Annotated in this window: 12 protein-coding genes; 3 read left to right on the plus strand and 9 right to left on the minus strand. The window is 46.7% G+C overall.

Annotated features, from left to right (window positions below; all coding sequences use genetic code 11):
* Position 1: 1 nt before the first annotated feature.
* The gene (locus tag R7F67_RS09075; RefSeq protein WP_047100941.1) at positions 2-745 is read right to left on the minus strand and encodes an arginine ABC transporter substrate-binding protein; all 744 of its coding nucleotides are present in this window, start codon (positions 743-745) and stop codon (positions 2-4) included.
* Between the two features lie 88 nt (positions 746-833).
* Entirely contained in the window at positions 834-1,562 is a 729-nt protein-coding gene (gene artP, locus R7F67_RS09080) for an arginine ABC transporter ATP-binding protein ArtP (RefSeq protein ID WP_017634245.1), read from the minus strand.
* A 425-nt stretch (positions 1,563-1,987) separates the two neighbouring features.
* On the opposite strand from artP, the gene R7F67_RS09085 reads away from it, so the two are divergent.
* Positions 1,988-4,222, plus strand: coding sequence for a hypothetical protein (locus tag R7F67_RS09085; protein WP_318057157.1), 2,235 nt, complete (start codon positions 1,988-1,990; stop codon positions 4,220-4,222).
* A 141-nt stretch (positions 4,223-4,363) separates the two neighbouring features.
* Positions 4,364-5,359 (plus strand): ABC transporter substrate-binding protein, encoded by a 996-nt coding sequence (locus tag R7F67_RS09090; protein WP_005375798.1) that lies wholly within the window; start codon positions 4,364-4,366, stop codon positions 5,357-5,359.
* Positions 5,360-5,441: 82 nt separating this feature from the next.
* Here the strand turns inward: R7F67_RS09090 and R7F67_RS09095 are convergent, their stop codons facing one another.
* The 7 genes from R7F67_RS09095 to R7F67_RS09125 form a co-directional block, all read right to left on the minus strand.
* Positions 5,442-5,819: a nuclear transport factor 2 family protein gene (locus R7F67_RS09095; protein ID WP_025767673.1), complete on the minus strand. Its 378-nt coding sequence runs from the start codon at positions 5,817-5,819 to the stop codon at positions 5,442-5,444.
* A gap of 142 nt (positions 5,820-5,961) precedes the next feature.
* On the minus strand, positions 5,962-6,693 hold the full coding sequence (locus R7F67_RS09100) for a DUF3726 domain-containing protein (protein ID WP_025767672.1): 732 nt from the start codon (positions 6,691-6,693) through the stop codon (positions 5,962-5,964).
* The gene (locus R7F67_RS09105; RefSeq protein WP_213904517.1) at positions 6,690-8,426 is read right to left on the minus strand and encodes a hypothetical protein; all 1,737 of its coding nucleotides are present in this window, start codon (positions 8,424-8,426) and stop codon (positions 6,690-6,692) included. The genes R7F67_RS09100 and R7F67_RS09105 overlap by 4 nt, the downstream gene beginning before the upstream one ends.
* Before the next feature lie 101 nt (positions 8,427-8,527).
* Positions 8,528-10,129 carry a BCCT family transporter gene (locus R7F67_RS09110; protein WP_005388593.1) on the minus strand — a complete coding sequence of 534 codons (1,602 nt, stop codon included), beginning with the start codon at positions 10,127-10,129 and terminating at the stop codon, positions 8,528-8,530.
* 109 nt (positions 10,130-10,238) lie between these two features.
* Positions 10,239-11,228 (minus strand): membrane dipeptidase, encoded by a 990-nt coding sequence (locus R7F67_RS09115; RefSeq protein ID WP_017634252.1) that lies wholly within the window; start codon positions 11,226-11,228, stop codon positions 10,239-10,241.
* 69 nt (positions 11,229-11,297) lie between these two features.
* On the minus strand, positions 11,298-12,758 hold the full coding sequence (locus R7F67_RS09120; protein WP_005375790.1) for an aldehyde dehydrogenase family protein: 1,461 nt from the start codon (positions 12,756-12,758) through the stop codon (positions 11,298-11,300).
* A gap of 73 nt (positions 12,759-12,831) precedes the next feature.
* Complete coding sequence (locus tag R7F67_RS09125) at positions 12,832-13,230, minus strand: RidA family protein (RefSeq protein WP_005375789.1); 399 nt, start codon at positions 13,228-13,230, stop codon at positions 12,832-12,834.
* Between the two features lie 155 nt (positions 13,231-13,385).
* Here R7F67_RS09125 and R7F67_RS09130 point away from each other — a divergent pair, with 155 nt between their 5' ends.
* On the plus strand, positions 13,386-14,276 hold the full coding sequence (locus R7F67_RS09130; RefSeq protein WP_005375788.1) for a LysR family transcriptional regulator: 891 nt from the start codon (positions 13,386-13,388) through the stop codon (positions 14,274-14,276).
* Positions 14,277-14,312: the final 36 nt, after the last annotated feature.

Here is a 14,312-nt window from a genome sequence, read left to right on the forward strand (position 1 = left end):
ATTACTTACCGAAGTATTTGTTGTAGATTACGTCGTATTCGCCGTTTGCTTTCACTGTTTTCAGTGCTGTGTTCAGCTTGTTCACTAGCTCGTCGTTACCTTTATTTACTGCGATACCGAAACCGTTACCGAAGTATTTAGGGTTAGTGATGTGCTCACCCACGTAAGCTAGGTTGTCTTCTTTCTTGAACCATTCTGCTACGACTGCTGTGTCACCGAATACAGAATCAATACGGCCATTCTTCATATCGATGAATGCGTCTTGGTAGCTTGAGTAAGGAACCGCTGTTACGCCAGGCATTTGCTCAATCAGGTAGCTTTGGTGTGTTGAACCGTTTTGAACACCAACACGCTTACCTTCTAGTGCTTTTTGATCGGCCACTTTTTCTTTGATAGAAACAAACGCTGCTGAGTTGTCATAGTATGCATTCGTGAAATTCACTTGCTCCAAACGCGCCTCAGTAATGTCCATTGCAGAGATTGCCGCATCGTAGCGCTTGAATTTTAATGCTGGGATCAGGCTGTCAAAAGATTGGTTGTGGAAGGTGCATTTTGCTTCGATTTCTTTACATAGTGCATTCGCCAGATCCACATCAAAACCTTGGATTTGGTTGTTTTCATCCATGTATTCGAACGGTGCGTACGTCGCTTCCATCGCGAATTTGATCTCTTCTTGTGCTGCTGCGTTTGCTGCCATAGTTGCAGAAGAAAGGCCGATTAGTGAAGCTAGTAGAATCTTTTTCATTGCAATACTCCGTGTGTACTTAGTGGGCTGACACTCGCAATGACAGCCGAGCTTATCTGTTAAATAGACTGAACTTTAAAAACGTGATTTAGTGATTTAAGTAGTCAGCAAACTGGGCGGTTTGCGGGTTAGAAAACGAATCATTTGTGCCGTGCTCAACGATGTGTCCTTTTTCTAAATACAGTACGTGGCTAGCGATTTTCTTGGCGAAATCCACTTCGTGCGTCACAACTACTTGTGTAATTCCGGTTTCGCTTAAATCTTTAATAATCTTAACGACTTGGTTAGTAATTTCCGGATCAAGCGCAGCGGTCGGTTCATCAAAAAGCAAGACTTCCGGTTTCATCATCAATGCACGAGCAATCGCCACACGTTGTTGCTGACCACCAGAAAGTTGCATCGGCCATGCATCCGCTTTGTCTGCCAAATGCAGCGTCGCAAGAATTTGCATTGCCTGCTTCTTCGCTTCTTCTTTATCCATGCCAGCGACTTTTACCGGAGCCTCAATCAGGTTCTCCATCACTGTCATATGCGGCCATAGGTTGTACTGTTGGAACACCATGCCCACTTTACGACGAAGCGCTAAACCTTGCTTCTCTTTGATTTCAGTTGAAAAGTCGAATGCGTCATTAGCGATGTTTAACTGGCCGTTATCCGCTCCTTCAAGAAGGTTAAGAACACGTAGTAGAGAGCTCTTCCCTGCACCACTCGGACCGAGTAACACCAGTGTTTCGCCGCTTTCACACTTAAAGCTGACATCGTGAAGCACTTGTGTCTCACCGTAGGATTTATTGATTCCGCTTACCTGAATAGTCATGCTGACATACCGCATTAATTGTCACTTGGCATTTATATTACTCAAAAGGATTTTTTATGCAATAAAAATGTATAAAAATTAATTTCGTTAAATTTTTGTATGATAAGCAATCAATACAACAGAGAATATGACTGGTTTAATCAGTTGGTTTTAACTGAAATTGTTGATGAAAATCCAACAATATGATGGCAATCGAAACAAGGTTAAAATTCTGGTTACTTTTGTGCTTGTGTAGATGGAATTTTGAGTCTTTGAACGTACTACACCCGACGCAGACCTTCTCATTTTTGCCGGGCTTCCCCCCTCGATTTCCGGTAAAGCCTTCTATCGGCGGGTTCCTGATTAGGACTTTGTGAATGGACTATAATTTCTCTTTGTATTCTGGCCCTTAATTCGAGTCATCTAAGTATGAGTGAGATAACCCCATGTTGAAGTCGCATTGTTTTTCTCTCATTGCACTTGCTTCTCTGAGCTTACTTTCTATACCCAGCGTTTGGAGTAGAACATCAATCGTGTTACCTGGATTGCATGAACAGGGTATTGATCTTCAAGATAAGCCTATATCTGCTGCCACTGCACTTGAATGGGAGTTGGATAATGCCGATATCGTGTTTGGAGCTTACAAAGATAAGAGTGATAACGAGCGTGTAAAAGCGCTTGGTTACATGTACAACCAAAAGCTGGAACTTAACTCAGGTTGGCTGGAAAACGATATACGTAACCAAGCAGAACTGAATGGAATTGACTACGAAGATTTCTTTCTCCACTTTTCTGAAGACACTATCCTAGCTGAAGTCGACTCAAGCCATGGTGAAAATACCTTACTCAATCGAAAACCGATGATCGTTGGCTATACCGCCAGCGCTGACCACGCCGGCTTTTGGCTATATCAACCACCGCCATGGGATGCTGATGTATTTGGCCAGGCGAATAATGGTGGAGCCCTCTATGTCTATCACTCAGAGAAGTTCGACCGCTTAGCCTTTACGTTCTCTCAGTTTGCTCAAGGCGGCAGCTTCACGATTGAATACCCTTCTGCTATCGACTCGTTTGGTCGGGTAACAGAATGGAAACGCTTCGCGATTAAAAAAGACAAAACTGAGAACATGACTAAAAACCAAACAGTAAACTGGTCTGTTCCTTCGGATTGGGTTCGCGCTACAACGCATGATGGTAGCGGAAAAACTTATGGTGGCGGTCAGTACTTTGGCTCCACCTTTTTACGCGACGGCGGCCGCCTTTACTTTGCGAAAATTACTTGGCATGACGGCAACATAGAAAACCGCCCACGTCTCGAAAACATTCAACTCAAAAATAGCTTCCCTGCCGTCAATATCTCAGGAGCACCAACGGAGACACCGGAAGGTCAAACCATTCAACGCCGGCGTAAAATTCGTGGCTTCGACAAATCTGCAGATCGAAACCAAGACAATTATCTTTCTTGGAATGAATACAAAAACCGTTCGAATAAGAATGCAACGGCCCGATTTCGTTGGGAGTCACGGGTTATTCCATTTGGTCGTATGTGGAATCAAACCTCTTCTTGGGCATTGACCAATCTCGGTAATCCCGTTTTTACCAATACAATGCGCCACTATTACCAAGCTGAATGGGCGAAACAAGGTTTAAATGGTGCGTACAACGACGATACGAATAAGTTACTCGGTGCAAATCAGTTCTACATATATTCCGGAGGCACAGTGGATGAACTTGGTTTGGTGGCGGGTAGCCAAGCTGCTGACGATGCTTACAAAGCGCAATTCTCGGCGTTCTTGAATAAACTGGCAACGCTGGATGAAGATGCGTTAATTGGCCTCAACATAGGTACGGCAAACTTATTCGGTCGTAATGGGCAAAACCACTTGGTTAACGCTGGCTCCTTGTACTTGCGCGAGCACTACCTTTTCCCTGCTACCGGCTTTAGTGGCTATGCTGGCTTGGCTAAATTTTGGGATAACTCTGCACTCGCCAAAGCGGGTCAGAAAGTGATTTATCAAGCGACCACGCGTTATGGTCGAGTTCAATACTTTGGCAACACTGAGGATAACTGGAAACAGGACCAATACTCTGCACTAGCGGTGTTCTACTTAAACTATCACCCTGAGCGCATTTACTTTAATCAGTGGAACAATGGCTACTTATATGGAAGTAATAACACAACAAGTGACAACTTCTGGAAGGCAGGCGTACCAAAGAATATTGCTTATCAACCTAGCTCCTTGCTTGCCGTTGATTTGGGAGAGCCTGCCAATCAAATACCAGAGGGATATCAGGCGACTCCGCTAATGATGTCCACCAGCACGCCCTATTCCGCCGATTACACGGTGATTGGAGATGCTTCTATGAGCAAAGTGGCTCACCCTGACTTGCCTAATGGCGCTATCGATTTGTTACCAACCCATACGTACTTTGCGTATCACTCAGACGATGCGGTAGTGATGCATGGCCCTACAGAGATGGTGTTAGCCCGCGAATTCACCAAAGGCCGAGTGCTGTATCGGACTGATTTCTTTGGCAAAAATATCGATTACTTCTCCTCACCGAAGATAACTATCGCACTTCCAGAGCCTATGCGACCTGTAGATCAAGACGGTAACATCGGCGACTATGTTTCTCATATTGAGATTGGCGGCTACGAAGGAGTGTTCTTGCTGTATTAACTCCCTTTCAACACGCCTCACCAAACGCTTCATAAATCGCCGTTTTTATGCTTAACGTCACTGAAAAAAACTTGTTCACTGAATCTTTATAAACCGATGTATATACTGAAGTAAATGACAACGACAAGGAAATTCAGTCACATGAAGACGACACCTTCAATGCTCTCTGTTCTGCTGCTATCAGCATTATCTACTCATGCAAATGCGGACGAATGCGGAAAAATAACCATCGCAGACATGAATTGGAATTCGGCCAGCTTAATGGCGCACATCGACCAATTTGTCTTAAATGAAGGCTACCAGTGCGATGCGGAATTGATCCCTGGTGATAGCGTTCCTACAGGCACCTCTATGATTGAAAAGGGACAGCCTGACGTTGCGCCAGAGTTATGGACAAACGGTATTAAAGAAGCACTTGATAAAGGGATTGCGGATAAACGCTTGCGCATCGCTAGTGAATCGCTTGTCAATGGTGGTGAAGAAGGGTTTTGGGTTCCCGCCTATCTGGTAAAACAGTATCCAGAACTCGCGACAATAGAAGGCGTCATCAAGCACGCCAAACTATTTGAACACCCAGAGGATGATGACAAGTTCGCGTTTTATAGCTGCCCTGCTGGTTGGACATGCCAAATCACCTCCGGTCACTTGTTTAATGCATTAGGGTTAAGTGAGCACGGCTTTGAGATGGTTGACCCAGGATCTGGCGCAGCATTAGCTGGCACCATCGCCAAAGCCTATGATCGCAAAATGCCTTGGTTTGGTTACTACTGGTCACCGACCCCCGTATTGGGCAAGTATGATATGGTCAAAGTGGATTTTGGTAGCGGAACAGATTTAGAAGAGTATCGCAACTGTACCACTCAGCCTGATTGCGCTTCACCAAAAGTAACAATGTACCCACCTTCTCCAGTTCGCACAGTAACAACTGAGGCGTTTGCGAGCAAAGAACCCCAAGCATTCGCGTACTTGCAGAAACGCGGATTTACCAACGAGCAAATGAGTGAAATGCTGGCCTGGATGGAAGATAACTACGCGGACGGTGAAGAAGCGATGTTTTACTTCTTTAATACCTACCCTGACTTGTGGAAAGGCTGGGTATCTGAAGACGTCGCGGTGAGAATCGAAAAAGCGCTTTGATGATTAATACTTAAAGTGCCACAAATCATTTAACCTCCCATACCGTTTGAATAAACGGCATGGGAGACTCGTCAACGACTCGTTAATACATGGTGTGACCATTCAATGTTTCTTTAGGAATCTCTTGCAGAGCGTCCCAATGTTCGACGATCTTCCCATTGTGATCAAAACGAAAGAAATCCATTGTCACGTATTCAATATCATTAGGCCATGTTTGGTGAGTGTGTAGTGCCACCAAGTTCCCTTCAGCAATGGCTCGCACAAACGTAATGTCTTTATTGGGATACTCATTTTGTATCCGCTCAAAATACTCGATAAAAGCCTCGGGGCCATTTCCAACTAATGGATTGTGCTGAATGTACTCATCGCCAACATAGTCTTCAACCGCTTTTCTTGGATTACCTCGATAGGCGGTTTCGTAAAACGCAATGGCATTTCTTTTATTCTCTTGCAGATCCATTTTTCTTACCTGTGTTGCTCCATCTTGCGGATAACGGTAATCATAGTCTTTGAACTTCAGAAGTGATCAAACTTCGCGCACAAAAAAGGCCGCTAAAGAGCAGCCTTCATCACTTCTACTTGGAATCATCGCCTTTCATCGCTTAAACCACACCGCCAGCACCGAGCATAGAACGCTCACTGTTCTCCACCAGCAACGCGGTTGCGGTTTGTTTCAGTGTTTCCCATTCTTGGTCTTCGACAAAGATACCATTTTGCCAAGAAGCTTGTTGCGTGCGGCTTAACTCATCACCTTCAATGTGGGTGGTATACCCTTGTGCACTTTTCTCGATATCGAAATCGTTCACGGAGAGCTCGATAACCATACTATGCAAATCCGTATCATGCCCATCAAACTGATCCGAGAAAAAGACTTCTGGCGCGATTCGTCCACGGTTTAACACATAAAGCGTTCGCTTGGGACTAGAGCCATTGACCCATTGTGCACGGCACGCAATGCCTTTTGCAGAGAGCTTCAACAACTCACTAAAACCTAGCCAACGGTTATGACACTGTTTCAACGTAATGGTAATCGACTTACGGTTGATCATTTTCTCGAGCGCGAAATCCAACACCGCGGGTAAATGACACGCTACACTCCCGTTGTGCAGTTCTACCTCTATGCTTGACGGCGTACTGTTGGTCACCGATACGGCGCAGTCTGAATCTAACCCAAGAAACAGACTGGCGTTATTAAAATGACGAACTCCATGTAAGCCAACCATTTGCAAGTCCGCCACCATGTTCGCAATGACATCCGCCTCACCACAGTGACGGCGCATGCCAAGAAATGCCTTATTAACCGCGGCCACCAATTCGTTGTGAGAGACGATCATAATGCAAATCCTCCGTTGATTTTTTGATTGTCACTTTGCACAATTTCGTCACGCGGCGGCATGCTAGGGAAAATCCATGTGTCTGCCAGTTTAGGATCGTGAATTTCATCTAACAGCGGCGCGCCCTGGAAGAAGGTTACTCGAACCCAACGATCCGAGCGCGGATCAAACTTAGTCGCGCCAAAGATCGCCAATTTACAGCGCAGTAAGTGCATTGGTAACGCATCTTTACGCAGCACATTCATTTGAATATCCCCCATCGCACGGTTGCCTAGCGTCCATACGCGACGTGTGATCGAACGATAAGCCGGTTTTTGCAATAGAAACTCTGCTACGGACATTTCTACATCACAGTCAAGCAAGGCCTGGTACAAGCGATTCACTTGTCTGCCGATATCAAGCGGCAGTTCTTTTTCTTCTCCAGCCTCTTCCCCGCGAACACCAAGCCTTGGCTCTTCTTTATCTTGTGAGCGATACCAGAACCAGTAGTTGTTCTCGGCTAGTGAGTAATCCGCATCAATCGCCCAGCGGTACTTGCTTTGCAACACTTCCAGTAAATCTTGGATCTTTTTCCCGCCCGGAATAGATAACGTTTCATCCGTATTCATTTGGCTAGCAAATTCATCCACTAAAGATGGGTAGAGTTCGATCAAGCAAGAGGTGAGGATTTCTTGGGCTTCCACACTCATTGTTTTCTTATGCTCGACCAAACTCGCCCAGTTCGGATGTAATGCCATTAACGTTGTTAGCTCCGATAGCAGTTGTTTGATGTCTGCTATCGCTTGATGATTGAGCCTGTCTTGATGTTCATTGATGGTGATGACTTGCTCTAAATGACGCTGTGCTTTTTGCAGCAATCCTTGCAAAGGAGCATGGAACGACGCTTCACATGGCATCGCAAAGACTCGCGCTACCGCACGTTCGCGAGAGGTCATCCATTGGTCAACGATGCACGGGTGATTAATCAAGTATGGAGCCATGCCTAAGCCAGTCGCATTGCCGACACCAAGGTAGCGCTGCAAGCCACGATGCAAAGCCACCGCGTTGTCGCCACCTTGCTGAAGTGCCAGATAGTGCACCCAATCTAGGCTGAATTCACGCAACATATATACGGCACACATTTGCGCACTAAAAGACTGGCTGAAATCTGAGTTGTTCTCTAACAGTTTGAAATCGGCGATACCAAACTTTCCGTTACCATAAACAGCTGTGGTACGCAGGATATAACCCACTTCAGCTAACTCTTTCGGCTCAGGCTGCTCGCCTTGAGAAAGCGCGCTAACAATGTGCTCAAACACGCGCACACTTTTGTTTGCGCGAGCAAGAACAAGTACGTTGTTTGGATTACGTCCCGCTTCTTGCAGCGGTACATTTTCTCGCAATCTTTCCAACAAAGTAACATCAACATCGCCTTGAACCAGTGCAAATGTGACGTCCCACTTTTCAGCAATTACGCGATCATTACGCTCGTCGTCGGCAATTTCATCACAGAATACCACCAAATGATAAACGTGCTCTGGCGTGGTCAATTTGTAAATCACATGACCATAACCACGAGGACAAAGCTGCCACTCATGCTTGGTTACTTGCCAGTTTTGGCTTGCCATATTACGAATCAGACTGCGAACAAAGCTGATTCGGTTTTGGTGCATTGCGCCAAGCCTTTCGGCTGCCATGACAATCGCTGCATCGCGCATAGTTGCTTCCGTATAAGTAGAACGATGTGCATCCATTTTGCTCACCACCTATTTGTTATTGTAAGAATACTAGGGTTTGTGCGGATGCAGGAGGAAAACACCCGCACAAGCTCCACGTTGTTTGAATTAGATAATTGTTATAGCCCTTGCTCTTTCGCCATTTTGATTGCGATTTGCGGCGCATTCCAAAGTGACGGTAACAGAATCAACGAAACCGGAACCGCGGTAATCACAATGAAAGATTGCAGTGCAGAGATGCCACCAGAGCCAAGAGAAATCAGGATTAGTGCCGTCACACCCATCATTACGCCCCAAAAGGTACGGATGATCGCATTCGGCTCCGTTTCACCACTGATCACGACACTGATTGTGTAGGTCATTGAGTCGCCCGTCGTGACGATGAAGATCGTGGTTAAAATCAGAAATAGAATTGAAGTCAGCATTGGCATTGGTAGTTGCTGAGTCACCGCAAGCAAAGCACCTGGCAGGTTAAAGCCTTCGAACGCCGCACTCACGCTACCCGGTTCAGCAATTTCAAACGCAAGACCTGAGCCGCCCACAATCGTGAACCAAAAACAGGTGGTTAACGGAGCCACAATACTGATGGTGGAAATGACTTGTCGGATAGTTCGACCACGGGAAATACGCGCAATAAAAATTGCCATCATCGGACCATAACCAAGGAACCAGCCCCAGAAAAATACTGTCCACCAGCTTAGCCAACCTTCATCACCACGGTAGGTCGCCATTGGGATAAAGTTATCCAGCATGCTCCCTACACCTTGAATGTATCCGTTAAAGATAAAATTCGTAGGGCCAAAAAACAGGATGTAAACCATCAATGCCATTGCCAGAATCACGTTGTAACGACTAAGCAGTTGCATGCCTCGGCTTAATCCACTGAGTGCTGACAAGGTGTAAAGCGCAATCGCAAACAAGATGATGATAAGCTGAGTGGTAAAGCCATCAGGAATATCAAACAGCGCATTTAACGCGTAGCTAACCTGCAAGCCTAGAAACCCAATGGGCCCGATGGTGCCCGCGGCTACCGCGATAATGCAGCACGCGTCAATCAATGCACCGAGTTGGCCTTTAAGTGCTCGTTCGCCCAAGACTGGGTAAAGCAAAATACGTGGTTTTAGTGGTAAACCTTTGTCGTAATGTAGGTGCATCACCACGATGGAAGTTAAGCTACCTACAATCGCCCAAGCTAGAAAGCCCCAGTGCATAAAGGATTGTGACAACGCATTCACCGCACCTTGCTGCGGGTTATCTTGCGCGCCGTACAAAGGGGGTGGGCTAACATAGTGTGCGATAGGCTCAGCCGCGGCCCAGAAAACACCACCACCAGCCAATAAGGTACAGAAAATAATCGCCATCCAGCGGAAAGAGTCCATTTCTGGTTTTGCAATCCCGCCCAACATCACCTTGCCTGTTCGCCCTGCAGCCAAGCCAAGACCAATAAGAAAAGTGAGAAGCAGCAGTAACTGCCAGTATGGACCAAATACCTGAACTGCCCAGCCAAAGCCAGCGTTAACGATCGTAGATAACAGCTCGCCGTCATAAAGTGCAATAGCAACGAACAACGCGATGAAACCACCGCTATACCAAAAGGCCGGGTTATTCAGTCCTAATTTGTCCGTCGTGTTTTCTGTTGTTGATGTGTTGTGTTTTGCTTTCGACTTGCCCGATGACACGCTCATCGTGGAAGCTTTCATGCTATTGGTTAAATCAGACATACTCTGGCTCCAGAGGTTCTTTGCAGCAGCCAAAGACTGGCTACAAATGTGAGTTTTACGCCTGCCGTATTGTTATTATGTGGGCAGGCGGTTCCTACTTTGGGGAATGCTATGAAAAAGGCTCTAATCCTTCTTTAAGGAAGTTGAACCAGTTTTCACCCAATATTTTTCCAGCCTCAGATTCACTGAATCCGTGACCCATTAATCCGTTGTAGATGTTCTCCATCCCTGCGCTGCCGCAGAACCATGGCAGCGCATCTGGCCATCCCGAGTTACTTGCTGAACCTTCGCCGTAATCCATCGCTTTTGACCAACGCCCGTTGCGCATCCATTCCAATACTTGTTGCGGTTGGTTTAAGCACAGATCACTACCGATGCCTAAATGGTCGACGCCAAACATGTCTGCGGTTTTCGCAACCATCTGGCAGAAATCATCCAACGTGCACTGGCTGCCATTTGGCAAATGGAACGGATATAAACTGAATCCAATCAAACCACCGCGCTCCGTCAGTGCTTTGATCACGGTGTTAGACTTGTTGCGCAGTGCGTCATGCGCAAACGTCGGGTTAGCATGGCTGATACAAATTGGACGCGAAGAAAGATCGATGGCTTCCAACGTCGAACGCTCTGCACTGTGGGACATATCAATGATCATCCCGACTCGGTTCATCTCTTCAATCGCTTGCTTACCAAAGCGAGTTACGCCGGAATCGTTTTGTTCGTAACAACCTGTCGCCAGTAAGCTTTGGTTGTTGTAGGTCAGTTGCATGATCAGCAGACCTTGGCGGCGCATCACTTCAATCAGACCAATTTCATCATCGATAGGTGAGCAATTTTGCGCGCCGAAGAAGATGCCGACTTTGCCTTCTGCTTTGGCTTTTTCTACATCTGCCATTGAATAAATAGGCATGATGAGGTCCGCATTTTGCTCGAAGCGCAAGTTCCATTCAGCAAAACGCGTTAAGGTTTCGCGCGCAGTTTCGTGGTAGACGATGGTGGCATGAACGGCGGTAATGCCACTCGCCTTAAGCGTTTGGAAATACTCTCGATCCCAATTGCAGTACTGCAATCCGTCAATCACAATCCGTTGTTGGTACATAACCACTCCTTAAACAATTTCTTAGCCTTTCAGTGCGGGTAACTGACACCATCAGCTACCCTGCTGTTCTTAGTAAGGGCGCTGATAAGCGGTTTTCACCACGGTGTAGAACTCTTTGGCGTACTGCCCTTGCTCACGAGGGCCAAAGCTAGATTCTTTACGGCCACCAAATGGGACGTGATAATCTGTACCCGCAGTTGGCAAGTTAACCATGACGCAGCCCGTTTGGACTTGCTGTTTGAAGATCGCGCTATTGCGCAGACTTTGCGTGATAATGCCGCCTGTCAGGCCAAAGCGCGTATCGTTCGCGACCGCAATCGCCTCATCCAGATCAGAAACGCGAATCACGCTCGCCATTGGCGCAAAGACTTCTTCTTGGTTCACTTCCCAGCCATTCTGTGTATTTAAAAACAGAGTTGGTGACATGTAGTAACCGTCATGCTCTAGGCTCAGACGCTCACCACCGAAAGCCAGCTCCGCGCCTGCTTGGCGTGCGTTTTCGATCCACTCAAAGTTCGCATTCAGCTGGTTACCATCAACCACAGGGCCCATGAACACGCCCTCTTCCAGTGCGTGACCCACTTTAAGTTCGCTCATGCGTTGGATTAGCGCTTCAACATACGCGTCGTGAATTCCGTCCATAACCACAAGACGAGAAGACGCGGTGCACTTTTGACCTGCACCCGAGAATGAGCCTGCGATTGTCGCTTCAACGGCAATTTGAATGTCTGCATCATCTGCCACTACGAGCGCATTTTTGCTACCCATCTCTAGCTGACAACGCACAAAATTTGGTGCCGTTGCCGCTGCAACTTTACGGCCTGTGTCCACAGAACCAGTGAAGCTCACGCCGTTCACATCCTTCGAATTGATAAGGGTATTACCGACTTGCGAACCGCTACCCAAAACGAGGTTAAACGTGCCGGCAGGTAAACCTTGGCGATGGATAATCTCTGTCAGCGCAACGGCACTTGCTGGGGTTAGGTTGGCAGGCTTCCAGACGACGCTGTTGCCAAACGCAAGTGCTGGCGCGATTTTCCAAGCCGCTGTTGCTGTTGGAAAGTTCCAAGGAGAGATAATGGCGATAACGCCGACGGCTTCACGAGTAACTTCAACGGAGACACCTGGACGGACGGAAGCAGCGTTATCGCCAATTTGACGCAGAACCTCAGCAGCAAAGTATTGGAAGAATTGACCAGCACGGTATATCTCACCTCGACCTTCAGCAAATGGCTTACCTTCTTCACGCGAAAGTAAGGTGCCCAATTCGTCACATCGTGCAATGAGCTCATCACCAATCGCTTGTAGCACTGCTTGCTTGCGCTCGATTGGTGTTTTTTCCCACTCTGGCTGCGCTGATTTAGCCGCTTGAATCGCTTGCTCTACTTGCGACACACTCGCTTGTGCGAAATCGCCAATGTTTTCGCTGATATCAGAAGGGTTAATATTGGCGATGGTGTCCATGCCCGATTGCCACTCACCCGCTATATAGAGGGATTTTTCTGCTTGAACATTGTTAATAAAAGTCATGGTTCTTTCCTTGTTCTTCCGATTTGTGATGGCAAGCCACCCACTCACTGATCTCTAATTGTTCTTATTGGATTTATTCTGGTTGGCTTGCCGACGCATAGACGACAAACTCCACCAACATCTCTTCTCGCGCTAACCCTGCAACCACCATGGCGGCGCGATTTGGGTACGGTGCTTCAAAATATTCCGCGTACACTTGGTTAACGGTCTTTAAGTATTCTCTGTCAGTCACATAAATCAGGACCTGCAACACCGAGTCCAAAGACTCCCCTGCACACTCCAGGGTGTGAATGAGATTGTTAAAGGTTTGACGTGTTTGTGCTTCGATACCGCCTTCCACAACCGCGCCTGTGTCATCAATAGGAATTTGAGCCGTATACAGGGTTCCGTTGTTGACTATCGCCCATTCAAGCGGCGCTTTAGAAGCAAATAGACTGGTTTTAACTGGGTGTTTTTTAGTAGGAGTATTCACGTGCCTTTCAACCTTTGTAACAGCTTTGTTTCAATATGGTTAAATGATGCACATTGACAGGCGATAAATCTAACGGTAAATTTTTGACATTTGATAAATTAAACTTATCACCCTGTTTAAAATAACGTAAATAAAGGGATTAGGAGGCATTAGGGATGAGTATTAAGCTTCAACAATTAATGCATTTTGTGATGGTAGTCGAGGAAGGAGGCTTTCGAGCCGCTTCACATCGTGCAAATCGTTCTCAGGCGGCACTGTCAACATCGATAAAAGAGCTTGAAAAAATTCTAGGGCAAACGCTGTTTGAACCCGGAAACAAAACCAAATTGACCCCGTTTGGTGAAATTTGTCTTCCCAAAGTGGTTCAGTTTCTCAATATCTACAGTGCACTAGACAACGATCTCAAAGCAGCCGCTGCCGGACAGCAAGGGAGAGTGCGAATTGCTAGCGTTCCTTCTGTTGCAGCGAAGCTCATTCCTAGCGTGTTGGGCGCCTTTTGCGAACAGTATCCAAATGTAGAAGTAAGCTTGATAGACGATAATGCCGCTGGCGTCGAGGCTCGCCTACTCTCCGGTGAGGTCGACTTAGCGCTCGGTAACCCCTCTCACCTCGATGAGGGCGGCATTGACTTTACGCCGCTGTTAGCCGATCCAATAGGCGTGGTGTGTTTAAAGGACAACCCTATTGCGAGTCATCCAGAAGGAATCGAGTGGCAAACTTTGTTGGAACAACCCTTTATCCGTAACGGCACTTGTACACTTCTCGATCCAACCCCAGCAAGAGCTCTGAGTCAGCAAGCGCTCTATTCGGTCGAAAATATTACTTCGCTGTTTTCTGTCTTAGAACTTGGGATTGGTGTCACGACCCTACCGAAGCTTGCTTTCCCAACCAATGAAACACGCTTGGTTTGGATTCCGCTTATCGATCCACCACTTGAAAGGCAAATTGGTATATTTACGTTAACCGATCGCACGATCTCGCCTCAAGCTAAAGCATTTCACGATCTTTGTGTGCATTATTTAAACTATCAAAAAGAAGATAAATAATGGTTCGATTAACATGCGGATAATTGAAAGCCTCCA

Origin of the sequence: Vibrio sp. YT-17 (assembly GCF_033337375.1) — a bacterium.
GTDB classification, from domain to species: Bacteria; Pseudomonadota; Gammaproteobacteria; order Enterobacterales; family Vibrionaceae; genus Vibrio; species Vibrio alginolyticus.